This window comes from Streptomyces sp. NPDC096040, assembly GCF_040303265.1.
Lineage (GTDB): Bacteria > Actinomycetota > Actinomycetes > Streptomycetales > Streptomycetaceae > Streptomyces.
Genome location: NZ_JBEOTA010000028.1, coordinates 37,961 through 62,464, shown reverse-complemented (window position 1 = coordinate 62,464; position 24,504 = coordinate 37,961). Strand labels below are relative to the sequence as shown.

The following is a 24,504-nucleotide window of genomic DNA, read 5'->3' as shown; positions in this document are numbered from 1 at the left end:
GGTCAAGAGGGTATTTGTCCGCATACTGGGAACCGGTGTTGCGGTCTTGTGAACGTTGCCGGCTGCTGGTTGCGAGGTGGACACGCCGGGGCCGCCGGTCGAGGGCGGGGAATGGTGACCGGCGGCCCGTACCGCTCAGGAGCCGTCATCCTGCGCGGGGCTGCTACCAGTTGACCCTGCGACGACGCACGCGGGGAGCGTGCGCCGTCCCCCGGCGCGTGCGAACTGTTCACACGGGGCGCGCGATCGGTCAGCGCGGGGCGTGCGGGGTTGCATGCGCGGGGCGCGGGCGAAGGGGCGTGCGCCGGGCGCGAGTTGAGAACCGTGCGCCGAGCGCGGTGACACCCGTGCGCCGGGCCTTGTACTCACACGCACGGCGTGCACGCGCGCTCACCACCCGCGCGCGTGCCACTCCGGCAGGTGCGGGCGCTCGGTGCCCAGGGTGGTGTCGTTGCCGTGCCCCGGGTACCCCCAGGTCTCGTCCGGCAGTACGTCGAAGATCTTCGTCTCGACGTCGTGGATCAGGCTGGCGAAGGCCTTCGCGTCCTTGCGCGTGTTGCCGACCCCGCCGGGAAAGGAGATCACCCCGGACAACACCGTGGACACCTACACGAAGTCGTGTCGGGTGTGGGGCAGGTTCTGCGCCTCCACCGGCCTGCCGGAGCTGGAGGGCTCCCGCGGCACCCTGGTGACGTTCGTGACCTGGATGCTGCGTGAGGGGCAGCAGAACGGCACGGGCTACGCCTCCACTTCGGCTTCCACGCATCTGGCGGCCGCCGTCGTTGGGCTGCGCCAGCGCGGCGTGCAGGTCTCCGGCGACGACCAGGGCGAGGCTCGCGCCGCGCTGGAGGGCCTGACGGTCAAACTCTTGCAGAACGGGGAACGGCGCGGCCGTGGACAGGCGGTCGGCGCCGACGGGCTGCGGGTCCTTGCCCGCACCTGCCCCGACACTCTCGCCGGAGCCCGGGACAAGGCGCTCATCCTGACCGGCTTCCACTATGCCTCGCGCGCCCAGGACCCCGCCGGCCTTCAGTCCGGCGATGTCGCCCTGACGCCGCGCGGCATGGTTGTGTCGGTGCTCACCGGCAAGACCAAGCACAGTGCCGTGACGCGAAGATCAACCGCCAGGATGACCCGGAGGTGTGTCCGGTAGAGGCGTGGACGGCGTACCCGGCTCGCCTCGCCGCCGACGTCTTCAAGCTGGCGGAAGCTTACTGAGGCTTATCGGGCGTCAAGCACCTCGTCGGCGCTGCGGGGCTCTTTGCGTGGCTGCTGGTTGAGTTTGTGGCGTTGGATGGAGGATTGTCGGTAGACCTCTTTGCGGGCCCGCATGATGTTGCCAAGTGGGGCGTGTTCGGCGGTGACGCGCCAGGGTGTGAAGGACAGTGAGTCCATCTTCGCCAGGTTCTCCGGACCGGAGATGTCCTGCTGGGGGAGCCGCAGCTTGGCCACGATGACGGACGGCGACAGTTGCTCGGGCCACTCCACGGTGGTGTCCTCCACCGGCATGCGTTCCAGGTCGGTGCAGAGCTGGACCTGGATGTCGAAGGCGTAGGGCCGCTCCTGCAACTCGGCCTGGAGGGCCGGTCGGAAGACCTCCTGCGCGGAGGACGGGTCGATGGTGCGCCGGACCACCGCGGCGGCACAGTCCGGGTCGGGTGTGATGCGCACCTTGGCGATGTAGTCGCCGTGTCTGACCGCGCCCATCGTCCAGTAGCTCGACAGGAGCAGGTTTGCCGGAGGGGTCTTCGACAGGCGGAGGAAGGCCAGGAACTCGTCCCATGCCCAGTTGTCCTGGTCCAGCGTTCCCTTGCCGGTCACGAACTCGGTGAAGAAGCGATGCGCGCCGGGCCGGCCCTGGGAGAAGTAGGCCGCTGCGTTCAGGAACAGTTCCTGGATGAAGAGGTAGTGCTCGACTGTGTTGCAGAAGAAGATCGGTCCGTTGATGTTGGCGTAGTCGAAGGTGCCCGTGTCCGGTTCGTCTTCCAGCAGGGTGGGGCCGGGGATGTCGAAGACCTTCAGCGCCAGTCCGGTGGCGGCACCCAGTCGCGCGTCGGCGCCGGCGTGCGGCGAGCCGTTGGAGAACCGGATGAGCGCATCGTGGGTTCCCGGCGTCGCGTAGATGCCCTGGGCGTACTCGGGGGGCAGCCCGTCCAGGATCTCCACTTCTCCACGGACCAGTCCGTAGCCTTTGGCGTGGGCGTCGCGCAGGGCCTGTCCGGTGCCCCCGGCCTGGACGGACTCGGCAATGTAGCTCTCTGTCTTCTCGATCACCGTCTGCACGTGCTGGTCGAAGTCCGGGTCCTGTACCTCGACGTCAGGCGTGTAGGGGACGAACTGTGCTGCCATGACTTCGACCTCTCCTCCGAGAAGCGAGATCGGGCCTCAGGGGTGGGGGTTTACCTTCAGTCCTCCAGTTCGGCGAGCCAGCGCAGGGCACGCAGCCCCGGTACGAAGCAGTACTCACCGCCGCGGGTGACCACGAAGCTGGGCAGGTTCCGCAGGCGGCGCCGGACCGGCTTGGCGGGGATGGTGACGCTGCTGGTTCCGTCGTGATGCCCGGCCACCGGGTCCTGCTCGCCGGGGTAGCCGATGAAGTTGCCGTCGTTGACCCACTCTGCCTTGATGAACTCGAACTGCCGCTCCAGGTGGGCCCCGATGAAGACGCCGACCAGGCCCCGGTCGGCACCGTCGTCTTCCAGGACGCCCTCGGGCAGCGGCGGGCCGTAGGTGGTGCCGCGGCGGATGATCCGATGCATCCGCGCGTCGCCGATGATGGTGGCGTCGCGGGGGTTGTTCCGGCGGATGTGTGCGCCGGCGGGGCATCGCAAGCCGCGATCGTCGTTGTCCCGGTACAGGAAGTTGTTGACGCGCTGCGGGTCCGCCGCCAGCTCCGGGTCATCGTGCTCCGGCGTCAGCGTCAGCGGCGCGCCACTCGGCCAGCGTCCGACCATTTTCGCCGCAAGGAGTGCTTCCTCCTCGGCGTTGGAGCTGTTGGCGCGCAGGTACCGGCGCCAGGCCGCCACGTTGGTGTGAATCTTGCGAACGGCCACGTAGGTTCCGTTGCGTCCCAGCACCTCGGGGCTGGGCATGGCCGGCAGATTGCCGGTTTCGTCGGGGTAGCCGAGGATGAACTCGCCGGCCTTGATGGGGGCTTCCTGTGGATTGGAGCCGGGCAGTCCGACACCTTCGATGTTCGGATGGCTGATGCCGTCCCGGAAGCCGAAGGTGGTGCGTCCGGTCGGAAGCTGGTGGACGTCCTGTTCCCAGATCACCTGGACACCGGGGGTTTCCTGGTAAGCGACTTGGGCCTGCTCCAGTTCCCGGTCGAGTTGCGCCGCATCTGAGGCCAGGGCGCTCAACGCGATATGGATGTCGCCCGTCCCGAACGGTTTCTCCCACTGAGCCGGGGCGTTCTCGCCCACATCACCGATCAATTCCGCCCGAGCGGCCATGCCCTCACGGAACGCCCGCGGAAAGCTGTCCAGCGATTCCTGGGGCACCCCAAGGGCCCTCAGTCCCTGATAGGTGAACGCCACAGCCACCCAGGCATCCCGGCTCCGGTCCACGCTCGGCAGGCCGCCCGAGGTCAGCGGGAGCAACCGCCGCAACAGGGCACGCCCGGCACGGCGGTCGTCGACGTGCAGGAAAGTGAACTTCCCCTCGTAGGGGACGGGCCGCGGGCGCAGCGCCCCGCTCTGGACGTCCTCGATCTCGACGCGTACACCGGCCCCGCTGCCGCTGTCTGCCGTGCTCATGATCTTTCTGGCCTCCGCATCGGTTCCTGTCCGGACAGCCCCGCAGAGGCTGGTTCGCGCCCACCGACGCGCTCCACCGAAGTCGGCACAGCTCTGCGGGACAGCTGCGCCCGGGTTCTAGGCTGAGGCTTCTTCCAGCAGCTTCTGGAAGGCAGGCGTGTTCACCAGCTCCACGTTGGCCGGGTTCTCAAGCGCCGCGCGGAACTCGGCGGTGTCCAGCACCTCTTCGAACGCCTCCTCCACGCGATGGTCCTTGTAGATCTGCTGAACGGTCAGATCGGGATAGGCGCTGACGAAGACGTTCGCGGGCGCCTGGCGGGCCACGAACCAGTCCTTCACCCCGGGATCCTTGACGCCGGGGAACCCCACGCTGTGGGAGAAGACCTTGTCGAAGCGCTCCCCGACCACCGTCTTGGCGAAGTCGTCGATGTAGGCGTCCCACGAGCCGTCGAAGACGCTGGCGAACATGAACCGGGTGTCGTTGTCGAAGATCACGTGCCGTGCGTCATGCAGGGTGCCGATCTGGCGCACCGCCGCATGAACCCTCTCCGACACGGCCGCGTCGGACATCGCGGCGAGATCCTTCCGCAGCCCGTCAGCATGGCCAGGCTTGATCTCGGTGAACACAGTGAACTCGCTGCAAACCCCATCCGACCTGCCCGGACGTTCGGGTTGAGCCGACTGACTCTGTGCCGTTGCAGTCATCGTGAGACTCCCCTGCCACGGATCGGGGTGAGGGTCACCAAGCGCCCGAACCCAGGGCACCATCGCCCTCACCAGTCCATGCTCACCACGGATGCACAGCCTCGCATCTCGGTCGCCGAGGAACGCGGCCCGAGTCGAAGCTGCCGAGGACAGATCGAGCCGGGGACAGGAAGATGGGACTGGGCCGTGCGTGCTGAGTACGGGGTTGTCACCCTCTCGGTCCGCCGTTTCCACGCGGCCGTGAAGCCGCGGCGCGACCTTTCGCTCAAGAACCCCTCGCGCCGGGCAGGCGGATCGCCCCCTGACCCCAGCTGGAGGCAGCCATGGGCGCAGTTCTCGGTGACGTGCTGGGTTTCGCGGCCGGCGTCGCGGTCAGCCCGCTTCCGATCATCGCCGTCATCCTCATCCTCGCCACGCCCCGAGGACGGCTCAACGGAATCCTCTTCACCGTCGGCTGGATCCTCGGGCTATCGGCCCTGGGCGCCGTGATGCTGGCGATCGCCTCCCCGGCGGGTGCCTCCGCGCACAAGCACCCGGCCACCTGGGTGGGGGCTCTCAAGCTCGCTCTCGGCCTGCTCCTCCTCTTCTTCGGCGCCCGGCAGTGGCGGCGGCGCCCAAAGGATCACTCGCAGGCAAAGCTGCCGAAGTGGATGGGCGCGATCGACCGCCTCACGCCGGTCAAGGTCTTCGGACTCGGAACGGCCCTGGCCGCGCTCAACGCCAAGAACGCCCCGCTGACCATCGCCGCCGGCGCCGCCATCGGCTCAGCCGGACTGCCGGTCGGGCAGCAGATCGCATCACTGGCGATCTTCGTCGTGATCGCCACACTCGGCCTGCTGGTCCCGCTCGGCGTCTTCCTCTTGGGCGGAGTCCGTGCCAAGACCACACTCGGCAACTGGAAAGACTGGGCGGCCCAGCACAACATCGCCGTGATGGCAGTCCTGTTCTTCGTCCTCGGGTTGAAACTGCTCGGAGACGGCATCTCCATCCTCACCTCCTGACAGAGCCACCACACGTTGCGGTGCGGTCCGATCACAGACGTAAACCCGCAGCAGTCCCGGGAGTCAGGCTGGCCAGGTAGGTGTCGAGGTCGGCGTCGGCCGGGTGGGCGATGGCCGGGGACGTGGATGCCGCAGCAACCGACAGGATCGGTAGAGGGATCTACGCCGTTTGCGCAGTACGGCCAGGAAGGCGCCCCGGGTATAGGGGGTCGGGGCGTGCTCATGGCGTGGCGGCTTCATGATGTGTCTAGTGTTGCGGGGAGTCACGGTCAAACCCACGGACTTGCCGTCCGGCCCCTTGGCCGGCCACTTGTGACCTCCTGCGCTGCCCACGGGTTCGCGCGGACAGGGGCGAACTGCACCAGGGCGTGGGTACGCCGCGAAGTCCTTGCCGCCCGGCCACGGCGCTGCGCGTGTGCGGCGTGGCCGTAAAGAACCAGTCGGCGTTGGGCGGTTACCAGCCTCGCGCGCGCCACTCCGCGAGGTGGGGCCGCTCAGTGCCGAGGGTGGTGTCGTTGCCGTGGCCGGGGTAGATCCACGTCTCGTCGGGCAGGACGTCGAATAGCTTGGTCTCCAGGCCGTCCATCAGGGAGTTGAACTCCCCCGGCTGTGTTGTCCGGCCAGGGCCGCCCGGGAAGAGACAGTCCCCCGTGAAGACATGTGGATGGCCGTGCGGGTCGTCGTAGACCAGGGCGATGGAGCCGGGGGTGTGGCCGACCAGGTGGCGGGCGGTCAGCTCGACCTGGCCGACCTGGATGACGTCGCCGTCGTCGACGGCGACGTCGGTGGGGACCGGGATGCCGGAGGCGTCCTCGCGGCCCGCGTACGTCCGGGCGCCCGTGGCGGCGACGACCTCGGCCAGCGCCTGCCAGTGGTCGCCGTGCTGGTGCGTGGTGACGACGGACGCGATGCCGTCGTCACCGATCATGCCCAGGAGCGTCTCCGCGTCGTTGGCCGCGTCGATCAGCAGTTGCTCGTCCGTGGCGCGGCAGCGCAGCAGATAGGCGTTGTTGTCCATCGGCCCGACCGCGATCTTGGTGATCATCAGGTCCTTGAGCTCGTGCACGTCCGCCGGCCCGCCGACCGTCACCTCTCCGCTGTACGTCATGGCGGTCAGCCTATAGCGGGGAGTGGCCGGCGAGGTGCCGTGCGCTACAGCGGAGGAAGCGCGGGCAGGGGCCCGCCGGACACCTCCAGGGCGGCTCCTGGACGGCGCCCGGCGAGCCAGCCGAGCAGGTCGGCAGGACGGCCGGTGACGGTGACCTCCGGCCGGGACGCCTGCCGTCCTGTGCTCCACGCGCGCGTGCCGTCTGTGATCCGAGTCGCCGGGACGTCGGAGTGCGCGAGGAAGCGGTCCGCCAGGAAGTCGATCTCCCGCTCCTTGAACTCCTCCGGAAGATCCTCCAGCTCGTAGCCGATGCCGAGGTCGACATGATGCAGCTCGACCTCGGCCCAGCGCCGGAACGGCACCCGTGCCGCCGCGTCGGTGACCCCGTTGCGCAGCTCCACCGTGCGCGTCCAGTCTGCCGGCTCTGCCGCTCTGGCCCGGAAGCGGGCTTCGCTCTCGCGCAGGTCGGCGAGCTGGGCGTCGAGTGGGCGCGGTGCGTCCCGCTCGATGTCGGCGTCCCGGGCCTCGCCGGAGACGTACATGGGACGTCCGCCGAGGACGTTCGTGAGCGCGTCCGCGTTGCGGGCGAGGTGGGCCAGGACGTGACCGACCGTCCAGCCGGGCAGCCGTGACGGTCGCGCTACGGAGGCGTTGTCCAGTTTGGCGACTGCGGTGAGGAGCCGGTCCGTCGCTTCCTGTACAGACGCCAGGTCATGAGCGTGATCAATCATGGGGCTGACAGTAGCCCTGCCACCCCTTCGGGTGAAGGTTTCGCACGGGCTCCGTTAATCGAATGGGCGTGCTATATCGTCGGTAGCGGCGTCGGGCATGCTGGATGGTCCGGGATTGTTTACGCATCCAGGAATCCGACCGGCGTTGTCAGTGGCTCCCCCTAGTCTGAAGAAGCACGGGGCCCTGCCCCTGTCACTTCTCTCAAGAAAGGTGCGGACCGGCTGTGGCCGACCGTCTCATCGTCCGTGGCGCGCGCGAGCACAATCTGAAGAATGTCTCGCTCGACCTGCCTCGTGACTCGCTCATCGTCTTCACGGGGCTGTCCGGGTCGGGCAAGTCCTCCCTGGCCTTCGACACGATCTTCGCCGAGGGCCAGCGTCGCTATGTGGAGTCGCTCTCCTCGTACGCCCGCCAGTTCCTCGGGCAGATGGACAAGCCGGACGTGGACTTCATCGAGGGCCTGTCCCCGGCGGTGTCCATCGACCAGAAGTCCACCTCGCGCAACCCGCGCTCGACGGTCGGCACCATCACCGAGGTCTACGACTACCTGCGTCTGCTCTTCGCACGCATCGGCAAGCCGCACTGCCCCGAGTGCGGCCGCCCGATCTCCCGCCAGTCGCCGCAGGCCATCGTCGACAAGGTCCTGGAGCTGCCGGAGGGGAGCCGCTTCCAGGTGCTCTCGCCGCTGGTGCGCGAGCGCAAGGGCGAGTTCGTCGACCTCTTCGCCGATCTCCAGACCAAGGGCTACTCCCGCGCGCGTGTCGACGGTGAGACCGTTCAGCTCTCCGAACCGCCGACCCTGAAGAAGCAGGAGAAGCACACCATCGAGGTGGTCGTCGACCGTCTCACGGTGAAGGACACCGCCAAGCGCCGCCTCACGGACTCCGTGGAGACCGCGCTCGGCCTGTCCGGCGGCATGGTCGTGCTCGACTTCGTCGACCTCGCCGAGGACGACCCCGAGCGCGAGCGCATGTACTCGGAGCACCTGTACTGCCCGTACGACGACCTGTCCTTCGAGGAGCTGGAGCCCCGCTCCTTCTCCTTCAACTCGCCCTTCGGTGCCTGCCCCGAGTGCACCGGCATCGGCACGCGCATGGAGGTCGACCCGGAGCTGATCGTCCCGGACGAGGACAAGTCCCTCGACGAGGGCGCCATCCACCCCTGGTCGCACGGGCACACCAAGGACTACTTCGGCCGTCTGATCGGGGCCCTCGCGGACGCGCTGGGATTCCGCACCGACATCCCCTTCGCCGGCCTGCCGCAGCGCGCCCGGAAGGCCCTGCTCTACGGCCACAAGACACAGATCGAGGTCCGTTACCGCAACCGGTACGGCCGCGAACGCGTGTACACCACGCCCTTCGAAGGTGCGGTGCCGTTCGTCAAGCGCCGGCACAGCGAGGCCGAGAGCGACGCCAGCCGTGAGCGCTTCGAGGGCTACATGCGCGAGGTGCCCTGCCCGACCTGTCAGGGCACGCGCCTGAAGCCGATCGTCCTCGCCGTCACGATCATGGACAAGTCGATCGCTGAGGTCTCGGCGATGTCCATCAGCGACTGCGCGGAGTTCCTGGGCGAACTCAAGCTCAACGCCCGCGACAAGAAGATCGCGGAGCGCGTCCTGAAGGAGGTCAACGAGCGGCTGCGGTTCCTGGTCGACGTCGGCCTGGACTACCTCTCGCTGAACCGCGCGGCCGGCACGCTCTCCGGCGGCGAGGCCCAGCGCATCCGCCTGGCCACCCAGATCGGCTCCGGTCTCGTCGGTGTCCTGTACGTCCTGGACGAGCCGTCGATCGGCCTGCACCAGCGCGACAACCACCGGCTGATCGAGACCCTGGTCCGGCTCCGCGACATGGGTAACACGCTCATCGTCGTCGAGCACGACGAGGACACCATCAAGGTCGCCGACTGGGTCGTCGACATCGGCCCCGGCGCCGGCGAGCACGGCGGCAAGGTCGTGCACAGCGGCTCCCTCAAGGAACTGCTCGCCAACGAGGAGTCGCAGACCGGTCAGTACCTGTCCGGCAAGAAGGCGATCCCGCTGCCCGACATCCGCCGCCCGCAGGACCCGTCCCGCCGGCTCACGGTGCACGGCGCCCGCGAGAACAACCTCCAGGACATCGACGTGTCCTTCCCGCTGGGCGTGTTCACGGCCGTCACGGGTGTGTCCGGCTCCGGCAAGTCGACGCTGGTCAACGACATCCTGTACACGCACCTGGCGCGCGAGCTGAACGGTGCGCGGAACGTCCCCGGCAGACACACCCGGGTGGACGGCGACGACCTCGTCGACAAGGTCGTGCACGTGGACCAGTCGCCCATCGGCCGCACCCCGCGATCGAACCCGGCGACGTACACCGGCGTCTTCGACCACGTCCGCAGGCTGTTCGCCGAGACCACCGAGGCGAAGGTCCGCGGCTACCTGCCCGGCCGCTTCTCCTTCAACGTAAAGGGCGGCCGCTGCGAGAACTGTGCGGGCGACGGCACCATCAAGATCGAGATGAACTTCCTCCCGGACGTCTACGTCCCGTGCGAGGTCTGCCACGGAGCCCGGTACAACCGGGAGACGCTGGAGGTCCACTACAAGGGCAAGTCCATCTCCGAGGTCCTGAACATGCCCATCGAAGAAGCGATGCACTTCTTCGAGGCCGTCCCGGCGATCAACCGTCACCTCACTACGCTGAACGACGTCGGTCTCGGCTACGTCCGCCTCGGCCAGTCCGCGACCACCCTGTCCGGCGGTGAGGCGCAGCGGGTGAAGCTCGCCAGCGAGCTGCAGAAGCGCTCCACCGGGCGCACGGTCTACGTCCTGGACGAGCCGACCACCGGTCTGCACTTCGAGGACATCAGCAAGCTGCTGAAGGTCCTCGCCGGCCTCGTGGACAAGGGCAACACGGTCATCGTGATCGAGCACAACCTCGATGTGATCAAGACCGCGGACTGGGTCGTCGACATGGGTCCGGAAGGCGGTGCCGGTGGCGGACTCGTCGTCGCGGAGGGCACCCCCGAGGAGGTTGCCGCCGTCCCGGCCAGCCACACCGGCAAGTTCCTGCGCGAGGTCCTCGGCGCGGATCGCATCAGCGACGCCAGCTCGGTGAAGGCCCCGCGCAAGGCAGCGGCGAAGAAGACGGTCGCGGCCAAGTCGGCGGCGAAGAGGACGACGACCGCCACGACCGCCAACAACACGGCCACGAAGAAGGCGGCCGGGGCCACGAGGAAGACGGCGACCGCGAAGAAGACGACGACGCGGGCCCGCAAGGCCTGAGCCCCCGGGTAACCGGCTCGGACAAATCCAGAAAAGTGCGGCGCCCCCCGGGAACTTCCCGGGGGGCGCCGCACGTTGCACAATCAGCCGCCCGATCTCCGCGGCTACGACGAACCTTGACTCATCAATAGCGGAATCAGCGGCGCCGTGAAACGGGTGAAACCGGTGAAACGGGTGGATCGGCGACGGAGAGGCCGAACATCCCTTACAGCCCCCCGAGTTCCGAGGCGTACGGCGGCTCCGCGCCCGCCCGGGAGCAGGTGATCGCGGCTGCCCGCGCCGCGAATCGCAGCAGCCTTGTCCAGCCGTCGGCGCCCAGTCCCGCGAGCGCCCCGGCGGACAGGGCGTCCTGGGCGGCCAGTCCGTGCAGCAGAGCCGCGTTCACGGTGTCGCCGGCGCCGATCGTGTCCACGACGGCGACCTCCTCCCCGGGGATGGCGTACACGGTGCCGTCGGGGGTGAAGGCGCTGAGACCGTCACCGCCGTGAGTGATCACCACTGCAGAGGGTCCCGACGCCAGCCATTCGCGCGGGGTGCCGCCCAGCCACAGCGCGTCCTCCTCCGAGAGCTTGAGGAGAGTCACCGAGGGCAGCCAGCTCTTGAAGCGCGCCCGGTACGCGTCCGGGTCCGTGATGAGACCTGCCCGGATGTTCGGGTCGAGGGCGGTGAACAGACCCTGCCCGGCCGCACTGCGCATCAGCTCCTCGTAGGCGCTCGCTCCCGGTTCCAGGACGAGCGAGAGTGTGCCGAAGGAGATGGCGCGGGTCGTGGCGGGGAGGCCGGCGGGGGCGGTGAACAGGCGGTCGGCTGTGCCGTCGACGTAGAAGGAGTAGGAGGCGGAGCCCTGCGCGTCGATCGTGGCGGCCGCGAGGGTGGTCGGTTCCGTGCCGCGCTCCACGAGGGAGAGATCGACACCCGCGCGCCGCAGCCCGTCCAGCAGGGCCTCGCCGAAGGCGTCGTAGGAAGTGCGGGAGCAGAACGCGGTGGGGGAGCCGAGGCGACCGAGGGCCACGGCCGTGTTGTACGGACCCCCGCCGAGCGCCGGCTGCAGGGCCGCGAGGGCGCCCGTGCCCTGCGGTACCAGGTCGATCAGTGCTTCACCGGCGACGACGATCACGAGAGGGTTCCTTCCTCGGGGTGCTCGAGGTACTCGGGGTGCCGGGGAGGGCCGGCCTGCCCGGACTGCGGGACTTGCTCGGAGCGTGCAGACAGCTGACTCGACCGCGCCGACTGGGCCGAGCGGCCTGACCAGGCCGACCGTGCCCACGCGATCCTCTCCGTCCCGCCATCCTCCTCCTGGCAGCCGCACGACGTCCGGTGCACGAAGGTGCACGGAAGTCGTACGGTCCTGGCGGGCCGGTCCGGTGCGGCCAGCCGTTCGAGGAGCACCCGGACCGCTTCGGCACCGATCTCTCTGCTGGGCTGGGCGACGGCGGTGAGCCGGGGCGAGAACAGGTCGGCCCAGGCGAAGTCGTCGAAGCAGCACAGGGCGATGTCGTCCGGCACCGCGAGGCCGTGTGTGAGCAGGGCACGCAGGGCACCGATGGTCATCGCGTTGTTGGCGGTGACGAGCGCCGTCGGCGGCATGGCAAGCGATAGCAGAGCGGCGGCGGCCCGCTCGGCTCCGGCGGACTCGGAGTTGCCGGGGACCACCAGGCCTTCGTCACGGGGCAGCCCGGCGGTGGCGAGCCCCTGCCGGTAGCCGGTGATCCGTTCGCTGGTGGTGCTGAGCCCCGGCAGCCCCGCGACCAGGCCGATCCGGCGGTGCCCGAGACCGGCGAGGTGGGCGACGAGCCGGGCCATCGGCTCGGTGTTCTCGGCGCAGACCTGGTCGAAGCGCGGGACGCTGTCCGCGTGCTCGTCGAGCACGCGATCGAGGAGGACGGTCGGTACGGCGTGTCGGCCGAGGTAGGCAAGAAGTTCGCGCGGGTCGGCCGAGGGCGCGACGATCAAGCCGTCGACGCGGCGCTCGTGCAGAAGCTGGACCATTTTGCGTTCGTGCCCGGGGTCGTCGTGCGGATCGGCGATGAGCAGGCTGTAGCCGTGCTTCAGGGCGGCGGCCTCGACGCCCTGAAGGATCTCCGTGAAGTAGGGGTTGCTGATCGCCGACACCGCGAGCCCGATGGAGCGGGTGCGTGAGGTCACCAGGGAGCGGGCGAGGGTGTTGGGTGTGTAGCCCAGTTCCTCGATGGCGTCGAGAACCGCCTGACGGGTGTGGGGGAGCACCGGTCGCGTCTCGTTCAGCACATGGGAGACGGTCGCCACCGATACACCGGCACTACGGGCGACATCGGCCATGGTGGGCATGGGGCTCCCCTCCTTCGCTTCCCGCCCTTGGGTAAGGCCGCCGTTTCCCCCGGGTTGCCGCGCACCTCGGCCGGGAAGCTACCCCATCCGGACCCCTCTCGTAAACGCTTACGTAAGCGTTTACGTCCGATCGGGTGGAAACTCTCACCAGGCATGTTCACGCCTCCCTCAGCGCCCACCAGCGTCCACCTCGGCCCCGGGCGCCATCAGGCCTCGCCCCCATAACCCGACCCACCCCGAAGCGGGGCGATCCGCCCAGGTATCGTCGCTCTGCCTCGCCACGGCCCCGGCCTCGCGCCTCACCCCCTCTGGAGTCCCTCATGCCCGTTCGACCCTCCGCGAGCCGCCGTACCGTCCTGCGCGGGGCGGCGGTCACACCGGTCGTCGGGCTAGGGCTGACCGCCTGCTCGGCTCCCGGTGGCGGAGCCTCGGCGGACGCGACGCCGACCGCCCCGGTCGACCTCGGAGCCGAGAGCGACATCGCCAAGGGCGGCGCGAAGCTCTACCGGGAGCACAACGTCGTCGTCAGCCGGTCCACCGACGGCGCCCTGAAGGCGTACAGCACGATCTGCACGCACGCAGGGTGCCCGATCAACAAGCTTCAGGGCACGACGCTGGTCTGCCCGTGCCACGGCAGTGAGTTCGACGCGGTCACCGGGAAGGTGGTGCGGTCGCCGGCCACCGAGCCGTTGAACGAGCTGCCGGTCAAGGCCGCGAACGGCCGGCTCGTGGCGGGGCCGGGCGCCTGATCCCCGGGGCCGGTTCAACGCCGGTTCATTCCCAGTCCCAGCCGATTCCAAGAAGGCCCGGCCGCGCCCGGGGCTCGACCAGGTGGACGGAGCGGTGCAGCCCGCTCAGCGGCAGCGCCTGCCGGCCGCTGCGCGGGGCCGCCGCGGAGTGCTGGGCAAACCGGTGGCAGCGAATCGGCAGTGCGTCGGCGGCGAAACGCACCTGGAGGGTGTACTGGCCGCCGGGAAAGCCGAAGTCGCGGACGTACTCGCGGGAGACACCGGCCGTGCCGTCCTCCACGGCGTAGCGGAAGAGAAAGGTGTCGCCGGAGCGCAGGCGGGCGCCGAAGAGGAGTTCGGCGACGAGCAGGCCGGTCTCCGGGTCCGAACGGACGCGTCCGATGCGGCAGTTCTCCAGGGCGCGCACGGTCATGTGCTGCGGGGCGCAGCCGGGGTCGCCGTGGTGGACGGCCACGAAGCGGTCGACGCCGTCCCGGTGGGCGCGCACGATGTGCTGCGATTCACGGGCGGCCAGTTCGCGGTGGGCGCCGATCCGTACGCGCTCGTGGTGTCCGAGGGTGTGCAGACCGCCGTCGAGTGACCAGCCGAGCTCGGCCTGCAGCCGGTCCAGGACGTCGGATGCCTCGATCAGGGAGCGGTAGGAGCGGGCGGCGGGGCGGCGTACGGAGGGGCCCTGGTCGGTATCGGCGAGCAGCCGGATCAGGGACTCGTCCGGGAGCTGGAGTATCTCCTCCAGCGCGCGGACGGCCCGCAGCGACTCCGGGCGCTGGGGTCGGCGGGCCCCCTGCTGCCAGTAACTCAGGCTGGTGACGCCTACTTTGACCCCGTAGCGCGACAGATGGTGCTGCACGCGCTGGAGCGGCAGTCCGCGGGCGGCGATCGCGGCGCGCAGGGCCACATGGAAGGGGCCGCCGCGCAGGGCCGAGTCCAGTTCCGCGGTGGCGACGTCCGCGTGCTGTGTGCCGTGCCGCATGCAGAGGGGCCTTTCTCTTGGGGGGTTCACCACGGCTGGTCAGGCCGTTGGCGCGGGTCCGGGGCCACCCCGTCGGCGTCGGGGCGGCCGCACCTGGGTACGCCGCGTCCGCAGGCCGCCGCTCACGGCCCCGAGTTCCCCCGCATTGAAGCGTGTTGACCAATCCCCGACAACACCTTCGGCCGGCCGAGGGCCCCCACCTGGCCGAGGCGTGACCCCGTCGCCGGTAGGACCGTGCGGGGGAGAGGGCGCCATCGTTGTCCGGGAGACCGAGCGCCCTTCGCACACAGGGCGCCGATTTCGGGAGGAAGCCGTGCAAGGTACGTTGCGATCGGCTCGGCGGTTCGGCGCCGGTCACGGACCGGGCAGGCGCGGGCGGGGTGCCGGGACGGCTCGCGATGCCACCGAGGTGGCCGATTCCGAGATCTACTTCGGAGGCGCGAGGCGGCGAGCCGCACCACGAGGGGCCTACGCACGACGGGCCTGCGCTGCCGCGTCAGGGCAGATGCCGCCGCCGGTCCCGCGTCTCCGGGACCCCGGCCGGTGTGCCGCCTCCGGACAGCCCGGAGCCCCTCCTTTCAGCCCACCGTCACCGGATGCTCCGAGGGCTCTCTGCCCCGTCAGCCCGGCGTCCCCGCTCACGCCGGGAGGCCGGCTTCGCCGAGCGCGCCGGAGGCCGCCTCGCCCGGCGTCCCGGTCACGCCGAGCCCGCTTCGCCGAGCGCCCCGGAGCCCACCTCTCCCGGCGACCCCGGACACGCCGGGAGCCCGCTTTGCGAGCGCCCCGGAGCCCGCCTGTTCCGGAGTCCCCGTGACGCCGGGAGCCGCATCGCCCAGTGCCCCCGGCGCCGTCTCGCCCGGCGTCTTCGGATACCGCAGAAGCCCTCCTTGCCCCAGCGTCCCCGACGCCCCAGGCCCCCCCCTGATCCCCGCAGCCCGCCGTTGCCCGAGTCGGCCGTCGCCCGACCCCCTGCGCCCGACCCCCTGCGCCCGAGCCCCCTGCGCCCGAGCCCCCTGCGCCCGAGCCCCCTGCGCCCGAGCCCCCTGCGCCCGAGCCCCCGGCCGCCCGAGCCCCCGCCGCCCGAGCTCCCGCGGCCGAGCCCCCGCCGCCTGAGCCCCCGGCCGCCCGAGCCCCCGCGGCCGAGTCCCCGCCGCCTGAGCCCCCTCCGCCCGGGCCCCCTGCACGCCTGGCGCCCTTTCTGTCCCTCCCGTTCCGCATTCCCGACGTTCGCCGGTCCCGCCGGTCCCCTCCGGCCTCGTCGAGGGTTGTCCACAGGCCCGTCGCGGTGTCGGCGGGCGCCAGTAGGGTGTGAGACATGGCCGACCCCTCCAGCTACCGCCCCAAGCCGGGACAGATCCCGGACACTCCCGGGGTGTACAGGTTCCGTGACGAGCACCGCCGGGTGATCTACGTCGGAAAGGCGAAGAGCCTGCGCCAGCGCCTGGCGAACTACTTCCAGGACCTGGCGAGCCTGCACCCCCGCACCCGGACGATGGTCACCACGGCCGCGTCCGTGGAGTGGACCGTGGTGTCCACAGAGGTCGAGGCGCTCCAGCTGGAGTACTCCTGGATCAAGGAGTACGACCCCCGGTTCAACGTCAAGTACCGCGACGACAAGAGCTACCCGTACCTCGCGGTGACGATGAATGAGGAGTTTCCGCGTGTCCAGGTGATGCGCGGTCACAAGAAGAAGGGCGTCCGCTACTTCGGGCCGTACGGCCACGCATGGGCGATCCGGGACACGGTCGACCTGCTGTTGCGCGTGTTCCCGGTGCGAACCTGCTCCGCCGGGGTGTTCAAGAACGCCACCCGCACCGGCCGCCCCTGTCTGCTCGGCTACATCGGCAAGTGTTCGGCCCCCTGCGTCGACCGGATCTCCCCGGAGGACCACCGCGAACTCGCTGATGAGTTCTGCGACTTCATGGCCGGCCGCACCGGCACCTACCTCCGCCGGCTGGAGAAGCAGATGATGGAGGCGGCCGAGGAGATGGAGTACGAGCGGGCCGCCCGCCTGCGCGACGACATCGAGGCCTTGAAGAAGGCCATGGAGAAGAACGCGGTCGTGCTCGCCGACGCGACCGACGCCGACCTGATCGCCGTCGCGGAGGACGAGCTGGAGGCGGCCGTCCAGATCTTCCATGTGCGCGGCGGTCGAGTGCGCGGTCAGCGCGGCTGGGTGACGGACAAGGTGGAGGACGTCACCACCGGGGCGCTCGTCGAGCACGCCCTCCAGCAGCTCTACGGTGAGGAGACCGGGGACGCCGTCCCCAAGGAGGTGCTGGTTCCGGCCCTGCCCGAGCCGGTCGAGCCGGTCCAGGAATGGCTCGCCGTCCGCCGTGGGTCGAACGTCTCGCTGCGCATCCCGCAGCGCGGCGACAAGAAGGCCCTGATGGAGACCGTGCAGCGCAACGCCCAGCAGGCGCTCGCCCTCCACAAGACCAAGCGCGCCTCCGACCTCACCACCCGCTCCCGGGCCCTGGAGGAGATCGCCGACGCCCTGGACCTGGACAGCGCCCCGCTGCGCATCGAGTGCTACGACATCTCGCACCTCCAGGGTGACGACGTCGTGGCCTCCATGGTCGTCTTCGAGGACGGCCTGCAGCGCAAGAGCGAGTACCGCCGCTTCCAGATCAAGGGCTTCGCCGGCCAGGACGACGTGCGCTCCATGCACGAGGTGATCACCCGCCGCTTCCGCCGCTACCTCGCCGAGAAGGAGAGGACCGGCGAGTGGGTGGAGGACGACACGCCAAGCACCCTCACGGACACCAGTGCACCCGCGGACACCAGTGCGCTCACGGACGCCGGTGAACCCACCAACGCCGGTGCACCCACGGACACGGACACCGCTGCACACATGGGCAACGGCGCGCCCGCAGACAGCGGCGCGCCCGCAGACAACGGCGCGCCCGCAGACGTCGGCGCATCCACAGGCGCCGAGACCGACGGCGACGGCCGCCCGATCAACGGCTTCAAGGACGACGACGGCCGCCCCAGGAAGTTCGCCTACCCACCCCAGCTCGTGGTCGTCGACGGCGGCCGTCCCCAGGTCGCGGCGGCCAAGCGGGCGCTCGACGAGCTGGGCATCGACGACATCGCAGTCTGCGGCCTCGCCAAGCGCCTCGAAGAGGTCTGGCTGCCCGAGGACGACGACCCCGTGGTCCTGCCCCGCACCAGCGAAGGCCTCTACCTGCTCCAGCGCGTCCGCGACGAGGCGCACCGCTTCGCCATCACCTACCAGCGCACCAAGCGGGCCAAGCGCTTCCGCTCCGGCCCGCTGGACGACGTACCGGGTCTCGGCGAGACCCGCAAACAGGCGTTGATCAAGCATTTCGGCTCGGTGAAGAAGCTGCGGTCCGCCACAATCGAGCAGATCCAGGAGGTGCCCGGGATAGGCCGCAAGACGGCCGAGACCATCGCCGCGGCCCTCGCCCAGGCGGCCCCGGCCGCGCCTGCCGTGAACACGGCGACCGGAGAGATCATGGATGACAGGGAAGACGAGGCGCCCGAGACGACGGCGGACGCCTCGGGGGAGCCCGTACCCGCGGGCGCCCCGGACGATCGACGGGGGCAGGAGAGATGACCGAGCACGAGGCACAGCACACAGCCCAGCGAGATCCGGCGTTCAGCGAATCCCAGGGTCCGCCCAAGGAAACGCACAACGAGGTGGGCCAGGATCAGCCGCAGGAAGCGGAAGCGGTCCAGGAAAACGGAGCAGAAGTGAGTACGGATGCCACTCCGGCCGGAGCGCCCGAGGCGGCCATCCCCGAGCTGGTGATCATCTCCGGCATGTCGGGAGCGGGCCGCTCGACGGCGGCGAAGTGCCTGGAGGACCTCGGCTGGTTCGTCGTGGACAACCTCCCGCCGGCCCTCATCCCCACCATGGTGGAGCTGGGCGCCCGCTCCCAGGGCAACGTGGCGCGGATCGCGGTCGTCGTCGACGTTCGCGGCCGGCGCTTCTTCGACAACCTGCGCGAGTCCCTCGCCGACCTCGACAGCCGGAGCGTCACCCGCCGGATCGTCTTCCTGGAGTCCTCGGACGACGCCCTGGTCCGTCGCTTCGAGTCGGTGCGCCGCCCGCACCCGCTGCAGGGCGACGGCCGGATCGTGGACGGCATCGCCGCCGAGCGCGAGCTGCTGCGCGAGCTGCGCGGCGACGCCGACCTGGTGATCGACACCTCCAGCCTCAACGTGCACGAGCTGCGCGCCAAGATGGACGCCCAGTTCGCCGGCGAGGAGGAGCCCGAGCTGCGGGCCACCGTGATGTCGTTCGGCTTCAAGTACGGCCTGCCGGTCGACGCCGACCTGGTCGCCGACATGCGGTTCCTGCCCAACCCGCACTGGGTGCCGGAGCTGCGCCCGTACACCGGCCTCAACGAGGAGGTGTCGGCGTACGTCTTCAACCAGCCGGGCGCCAAGGAGTTCCTCGACCGGTACGCCGAGCTGCTGCGGCTGATCGCGACCGGTTACCGGCGCGAGGGCAAGCGCTATGTGACCATCGCCATCGGCTGCACGGGCGGCAAGCATCGCTCGGTCGCCGTGTCCGAGAAGCTCGCTGCCCGTCTGGCCGCCGAGGGAGTGGAGACCGTAGTCGTGCACAGGGACATGGGGCGCGAGTGACCGGACGTACTCCACGGCTGAGCAGGCTGCGCCGGGTCGTGCCCGAGTCCCGCGCGGGCCGCCCAGTCGAGGCCCGTGGCGCCCGGCCGCGCCGCCGTGGTGCCCAGCCCAAGGTGGTCGCGCTGGGCGGTGGCATGGGCCTGTCCGCCTCGCTCGCCGCGCTGCGCCGGATCACCGGCGACCTCACCGCCGTCGTCACCGTGGCCGACGACGGCGGCTCCAGCGGGCGCCTCCGCGACGAACTCGGTGTGCTTCCTCCGGGTGATCTGCGCAAGGCCCTCGCAGCGCTGTGCGGTGACGACGACTGGGGCCAGACCTGGGCCCGGGTCATCCAGCACCGCTTCCAGTCCAAGGGCGAGCTGCACGAGCACGCGGTCGGCAATCTGCTGATCGTCGCCCTGTGGGAACAGCTCGGCGACCACGTCCAGGCCCTGGACCTGGTCGGCAAGCTGCTCGGCGCGCACGGGCGGGTGCTGCCCATGTCCGCCGTTCCGCTGGAGCTGCAGGCCCTGGTCAAGGGGCACGACCCGGAGCGGCCGGAGGAGGTGGACATCGTCCGGGGGCAGGCCACGGTGGCGCTGACGCCCGGCGAGGTGCAGTCCGTGCACCTGGTGCCGCACGACCCGCCGGCCGTGCCGGAGGCAGTCGAGGCGGTCCTCGACGCGGACTGGGTGGTGCTGGGCCCGGGGTCCTGGTTCTCCTCGGTGATCCCGCACCTGCTCGTCCCCGATCTCCTCGACGCGCTCACCGAGACCAAGGCCCGGAAGGTCCTGTCGTTGAACCTCGCACCGCAGCCGGGTGAAACCGAAGGCTTCTCACCGCAGCGTCATTTGGAGGTTTTGGGCCGACACGCCCCTAAACTCGCCCTGGACGTGGTGCTGGCCGACGAGGCCGCCGTGCCCGACCGCGACTCGCTCACCGAAGCCGCCAAGCGGCTGGGAGCCGCGGTCGAGCTGGGCCCCGTGGCCCGGACCGACGGATCACCCCGGCATGATCCGGAGCTGTTGGCCGCCGCGTACGACCGTATTTTTCGGATGCATGGAAGGATCGGCCCATGGCGATGACGGCAGCGGTGAAGGACGAGATCTCCCGGCTACCCGTCACCCGGACCTGCTGCCGGAAGGCGGAGGTCTCCGCCATTCTGCGGTTCGCGGGCGGCCTCCACCTGGTGAGCGGGCGCATTGTGATCGAGGCGGAGCTGGACACCGCGATGGCGGCCCGGCGCCTCAAGCGGGACATCCTGGAGATTTTCGGACACAGCTCCGAGCTGATCGTGATGGCACCCGGCGGACTGCGCCGGGGCTCGCGCTATGTGGTGCGGGTGGTCGCGGGCGGTGACCAGCTGGCCCGCCAGACCGGGCTCGTGGACGGCCGGGGCCGCCCCATCCGGGGCCTGCCCCCGCAGGTCGTCTCCGGGGCGACCTGCGACGCGGAGGCGGCCTGGCGCGGCGCCTTCCTGGCGCACGGCTCGCTGACCGAGCCCGGCCGCTCGTCCTCCCTTGAGGTGACCTGCCCCGGCCCGGAGGCCGCGCTCGCGCTGGTCGGTGCCGCCCGTCGGCTGTCCATCGCCGCGAAGGCCCGCGAGGTGCGTGGAGTGGACCGGGTGGTCGTCCGGGACGGTGACGCCATCGGCGCCCTGCTGACCCGCCTCGGCGCGCACGAGTCCGTGCTGGCCTGGGAGGAACGCCGGATGCGCCGCGAGGTCCGGGCCACCGCGAACCGCCTCGCCAACTTCGACGACGCCAATCTGCGCCGCTCCGCCCGCGCGGCCGTCGCCGCCGGAGCCAGGGTCCAGCGCGCCCTGGAGATCCTCGGCGACGAGGTCCCCGAGCACCTCGCCGCGGCCGGCCGGCTGCGCATGGAGCACAAGCAGGCATCCCTGGAGGAGCTGGGCGCGCTCGCCGACCCGCCGCTCACCAAGGACGCCGTCGCGGGCCGGATCCGCCGTCTGCTGGCGATGGCCGACAAGCGCGCGTCCGACATGGGCATCCCGGGCACCGAGGCCAACCTCAGCGAGGAACTGGCCGACAACCTCGCAGTCTGAGGCACCGTCAGCGCACCGGTGCCGACGGCCCAAAGCGGTCGCCGGCACCGGGATTTGCATCCCTTTTAGGCCACCGTGAACTGTCTATGAGGTGCCCTTGACTCGATCATGGAGTGTCATGAGCCTGGCAGGGGTCCGTCGCCGTGGCGGACCACTGCTAGGGGGGTTCATGAGACACAGAGCGAGATCGATCCTCGCTGTCGGCGCGCTCCTGATCGGCGGAGCCGCACTCGCGCCCATGGCCCAGGCGCACACCGGGGGTTCGGCGAAGCCCGGCCCCGACGAGGTCAAGGTCTACCGCGCCGACGTCACCAAGAAGCAGATTCCCCTGCTGCTCAAGGCCGGCCAGGACGGCCATGAACTCGGCGACCAGGTCACCGCATCCGGCAAGACGGAAGTCGAGCTCTATCTCACCGACGGGCAGGCCCGGACCCTGGAGAAGCAGGGCGTCGACCTCACCGAGCACACGCTGTCGGCCAAGGCGGAGACACGTGTCGCGAACGCCTCCCAGGGCGTGTTCCGCCCGTACAGCGGCAGCGGCGGGCTCGAGGAGGAGATCCTGCGGACCGCGCAGGCCAACCCCGGCCTCACCAAGGTCGAGTCCATCGGCAGGACGGTCGACGGCCAGGACATCCTCGCGCTGAAACTGACCAAGGGTGCGAAGAGCTCGAAGGACGGCTCCAAGCCGTCCGTGCTGTATGTGTCCAACCAGCACGCGCGCGAGTGGATCACGCCGGAGATGACCCGCCGGCTGATGCACTACTACCTGGACAACTACACGGCCGACAAACGCATCAAGAAGATCCTCGACTCGACCGAGCTGTGGTTCGTGCTGTCCGCCAACCCCGACGGCTACGACTACACCTTCCAGGACTCCGGCACCCGCCTGTGGCGCAAGAACCTGCGGGACGTCAACGGTGACGGCGTCATCAGCGCAGGGGACGGCGTCGACCTCAACCGCAACTTCGGCTACAAGTGGGGCTACGACGACGAGGGGTCGTCCCCCAACCCCACCAGCGAGACATACCGCGGCGCGAGTCCCGAGTCCGAGCCCGAGACCAGGGCGCTCGACGACTTCGAGAAGCGTGTCGGGTTCACGTACGGCATCAACTACCACTCCGCCGCCGAGCTGCTCCTCTACGGCGTCGGCTGGCAGGTGGCCACCCCGACCCCGGACGACGTCCTCTACAAGGCGCTCGCCGGCACCCCGGACAACCCGGCCGTCCCCGGCTACCGCTCGCAGGTCTCCTCGGAGCTGTACACCACCAACGGCGAGGCGGACGGCCACGCGTCGAACGTCAACGGCATGGCGATGTTCACCCCCGAGATGTCGACCTGCCAGACGGCCTCGAACATCGACCCGAACGACGCCTGGAACGCCGCCGACTGCCAGTCGGTCTTCAACTTCCCGGACGACGAGAAGCTGATCCAGGACGAGTTCGCGAAGAACGTCCCGTTCGCGCTCTCCGTCGCCGAGACCGCCGCCCACCCCGACCAGCCGGTCTCCTCGGTCGGCCTGAGCGCCGCCGACTTCACCCCGGCCACGTTCTCCACGTCGTACTCGCGCGGCGCCGACCAGGAGGTCTCCGCCGTCGTCCGCAAGGCGATCCGCGACAAGGAGCTGAAGTACCGCGTCAACGGCGGCCGTACGCTGGACATGGCGCTCAAGCCCTGGCAGGGCGGTGAGACCTACGGCGGTGAGGACAACCTCTACTTCGACGAGTACCGGGCCAAGGTGAAGGACGGCGTACCGGGCGACAAGGTCGAGGTGTGGTTCACCGGGGAGACGAAGAGCGGCAGGAAGGTCTCCAGCGCACACTTCACGTACACCGTCGCCGCGCGCCCCAAGGCGGACACCCTGGTGGTCGCCGAGGAAGGCGCCAAAGCCACCCAGGCGCAGACCTATGTCGACGCGCTGAAGGCGGCCGGGCACAAGGCGGCCGTCTGGGACGTCGCCACCCAGGGCACGCCCGACGCGCTCGGCGTGCTGAAGCACTTCAGGACCGTCGTGCACTACTCGGGCACGACCGGCCCCGGCAACGACACCCAGCTCCAGCTGCGCGCCTATCTCAACGAGGGCGGCAAGCTGATCGAGGCGGGCGAACTGGCCGGCGGCAGCGTCGACCTCGGCGACGGCACCCCGTCCAACGACTTCAGCCAGTACTACCTGGGCGCCTACTCCCGCACCTCGACCCCCGGGGCCACCGGCTTCACCGGCTCCGGCGCGCTGACCGGCTTCAGCGGAGCCCTGAGCGGTACCTCCGCCAACCCGCTCGACAAGGCCGGGACCTACGCCGTCACCTCAGACGAACTCTCCGCCGACACCTACCCCCAGTTCGCCAGCGCGGGCGCGGGCCAGTTCGCGGGGACCGCCAACCCGTACGGGCCGTACTCGGGGTCGTACATGGCGGCGGCCGTCCACACCGACGACGCCTACAAGCGCCTCACCCGCACCATCGACCTCACCGGCGTCAGCGCGGCCGACCAGCCGGCTCTGAGCGCCAAGCTGCTCTGGGACACCGAGCCCGGTTACGACCACGCGGTGGTCGAGGCGCACATCGTGGGCGCCGACGACTGGACGACCCTGCCCGAGGCGGGCGGCGCCACCAGCGACGCCGTGCCGAGCGAGTGCGGGGCCGGCTTCCTGATCGCCGAGCACCCGTGGCTCAAGCACTACCTGACCATCGCCGACAACCAGTGCGCCCCGAGCGGCACCACCGGCTCCTGGCACAGCCTCACCGGCGGCTCCGCGGGCTGGCAGGCCGTGAAGTTCGACCTGAGCGCCTACGCCGGGAAGACCGTCGAGATCTCCCTCGGCTACATCACCGACCCGAGCAGCGGCGGGCACGGCGTCCTCGTCGACGACGCCTCGCTCGTGATTGGCGGCAGGGCCACCGAGACCGACGGCTTCGAAACCTCGCTGGGCCCCTGGAGCGTCACAGGACCGCCGGCGGGCAGCCCGGCCGTCCTCAAGGACTGGGCGCGCACCGGAGCCCTGTTCAAGACGTACGGGTCCGTCACCACCGGACGCACCGTGCTGCTCGGTTTCGGCCTGGAACAGGTCACTTCGGCCGCCGAGCGTGCCGCTCTGGTGAAGAAGGCGTTGACGGCACTCGGCAGATGACCTGAAAGGCACTCGACAAGTGAGCCGACCCGCTCACGAACGAGTGACATCGCGCCGAAAGACGGTCGGCATTCCGTGACAAAACGGGGTGATACCGCCCCCGATCCGAGGTGGTCCGTACCCCTACTGG

General features: G+C 70.0%; 17 protein-coding genes and 1 pseudogene. 9 read left to right on the top strand and 9 right to left on the bottom strand.

The features are described 5' to 3' along the window. Positions 1-390: 390 nt before the first annotated feature. Positions 391-582 (bottom strand): annotated as a pseudogene (locus ABTY98_RS32195) (MBL fold metallo-hydrolase); the annotation flags it as partial. 16 nt (positions 583-598) lie between these two features. On the opposite strand from ABTY98_RS32195, the gene ABTY98_RS32190 reads away from it, so the two are divergent. Continuing rightward, positions 599-1,153, top strand: a complete 555-nt coding sequence (locus ABTY98_RS32190; protein WP_352224587.1) for a site-specific integrase — start codon at positions 599-601, stop codon at positions 1,151-1,153. Positions 1,154-1,221: 68 nt separating this feature from the next. Here the strand turns inward: ABTY98_RS32190 and ABTY98_RS32185 are convergent, their stop codons facing one another. The 3 genes from ABTY98_RS32185 to ABTY98_RS32175 all read right to left on the bottom strand — a co-directional run bounded on the left by ABTY98_RS32185 (position 1,222) and on the right by ABTY98_RS32175 (position 4,463). Further along, on the bottom strand, positions 1,222-2,349 hold the full coding sequence (locus ABTY98_RS32185) for a catalase family protein (RefSeq protein WP_352224586.1): 1,128 nt from the start codon (positions 2,347-2,349) through the stop codon (positions 1,222-1,224). 56 nt (positions 2,350-2,405) lie between these two features. Next, positions 2,406-3,758, bottom strand: coding sequence for a Dyp-type peroxidase (locus tag ABTY98_RS32180; RefSeq protein ID WP_352224585.1), 1,353 nt, complete (start codon positions 3,756-3,758; stop codon positions 2,406-2,408). A 117-nt stretch (positions 3,759-3,875) separates the two neighbouring features. Next, complete coding sequence (locus ABTY98_RS32175) at positions 3,876-4,463, bottom strand: hypothetical protein (protein WP_352224584.1); 588 nt, start codon at positions 4,461-4,463, stop codon at positions 3,876-3,878. A 323-nt stretch (positions 4,464-4,786) separates the two neighbouring features. Here ABTY98_RS32175 and ABTY98_RS32170 point away from each other — a divergent pair, with 323 nt between their 5' ends. Beyond that, positions 4,787-5,464, top strand: coding sequence for a GAP family protein (locus ABTY98_RS32170; protein WP_352224583.1), 678 nt, complete (start codon positions 4,787-4,789; stop codon positions 5,462-5,464). A gap of 454 nt (positions 5,465-5,918) precedes the next feature. Here the strand turns inward: ABTY98_RS32170 and ABTY98_RS32165 are convergent, their stop codons facing one another. Then, a complete protein-coding gene (locus ABTY98_RS32165; protein WP_352224582.1) occupies positions 5,919-6,572 on the bottom strand; it encodes an MBL fold metallo-hydrolase in 654 nt (217 codons plus the stop codon). A 44-nt stretch (positions 6,573-6,616) separates the two neighbouring features. Then, on the bottom strand, positions 6,617-7,303 hold the full coding sequence (locus ABTY98_RS32160) for a maleylpyruvate isomerase family mycothiol-dependent enzyme (protein ID WP_352224581.1): 687 nt from the start codon (positions 7,301-7,303) through the stop codon (positions 6,617-6,619). A 224-nt stretch (positions 7,304-7,527) separates the two neighbouring features. Here ABTY98_RS32160 and uvrA point away from each other — a divergent pair, with 224 nt between their 5' ends. After that, positions 7,528-10,560, top strand: a complete 3,033-nt coding sequence (uvrA, locus tag ABTY98_RS32155; RefSeq protein ID WP_352224580.1) for an excinuclease ABC subunit UvrA — start codon at positions 7,528-7,530, stop codon at positions 10,558-10,560. A gap of 205 nt (positions 10,561-10,765) precedes the next feature. On the opposite strand, the gene ABTY98_RS32150 is transcribed toward uvrA, so the two are convergent. Then, a complete protein-coding gene (locus ABTY98_RS32150; RefSeq protein WP_352224579.1) occupies positions 10,766-11,677 on the bottom strand; it encodes a carbohydrate kinase family protein in 912 nt (303 codons plus the stop codon). Beyond that, positions 11,674-12,867 (bottom strand): LacI family DNA-binding transcriptional regulator, encoded by a 1,194-nt coding sequence (locus ABTY98_RS32145; RefSeq protein WP_352224578.1) that lies wholly within the window; start codon positions 12,865-12,867, stop codon positions 11,674-11,676. The genes ABTY98_RS32150 and ABTY98_RS32145 overlap by 4 nt, the downstream gene beginning before the upstream one ends. Before the next feature lie 320 nt (positions 12,868-13,187). On the opposite strand from ABTY98_RS32145, the gene ABTY98_RS32140 reads away from it, so the two are divergent. Beyond that, entirely contained in the window at positions 13,188-13,616 is a 429-nt protein-coding gene (locus ABTY98_RS32140) for a Rieske (2Fe-2S) protein (protein ID WP_352224577.1), read from the top strand. 25 nt (positions 13,617-13,641) lie between these two features. Here ABTY98_RS32140 and ABTY98_RS32135 read toward each other — a convergent pair whose 3' ends face one another. Beyond that, entirely contained in the window at positions 13,642-14,589 is a 948-nt protein-coding gene (locus tag ABTY98_RS32135) for a hypothetical protein (RefSeq protein WP_352224576.1), read from the bottom strand. A gap of 1,315 nt (positions 14,590-15,904) precedes the next feature. Between ABTY98_RS32135 and uvrC the strand changes: the two genes are divergently transcribed. From uvrC to ABTY98_RS32110, 5 genes are all read left to right on the top strand, one after another. After that, positions 15,905-18,169: an excinuclease ABC subunit UvrC gene (uvrC, locus tag ABTY98_RS32130; protein WP_352224575.1), complete on the top strand. Its 2,265-nt coding sequence runs from the start codon at positions 15,905-15,907 to the stop codon at positions 18,167-18,169. Continuing rightward, positions 18,166-19,206, top strand: coding sequence for an RNase adapter RapZ (gene rapZ / locus ABTY98_RS32125; RefSeq protein WP_352224574.1), 1,041 nt, complete (start codon positions 18,166-18,168; stop codon positions 19,204-19,206). The genes uvrC and rapZ overlap by 4 nt, the downstream gene beginning before the upstream one ends. Beyond that, positions 19,203-20,270, top strand: coding sequence for a gluconeogenesis factor YvcK family protein (locus ABTY98_RS32120; protein ID WP_352224573.1), 1,068 nt, complete (start codon positions 19,203-19,205; stop codon positions 20,268-20,270). Before rapZ ends, ABTY98_RS32120 begins: the two co-directional genes overlap by 4 nt. After that, positions 20,261-21,250, top strand: a complete 990-nt coding sequence (gene whiA / locus ABTY98_RS32115) for a DNA-binding protein WhiA (RefSeq protein ID WP_352224572.1) — start codon at positions 20,261-20,263, stop codon at positions 21,248-21,250. Before ABTY98_RS32120 ends, whiA begins: the two co-directional genes overlap by 10 nt. 169 nt (positions 21,251-21,419) lie before the next feature. Continuing rightward, positions 21,420-24,374 carry a M14 family metallopeptidase gene (locus tag ABTY98_RS32110; RefSeq protein WP_352224571.1) on the top strand — a complete coding sequence of 985 codons (2,955 nt, stop codon included), beginning with the start codon at positions 21,420-21,422 and terminating at the stop codon, positions 24,372-24,374. Positions 24,375-24,504 lie beyond the last annotated feature (130 nt).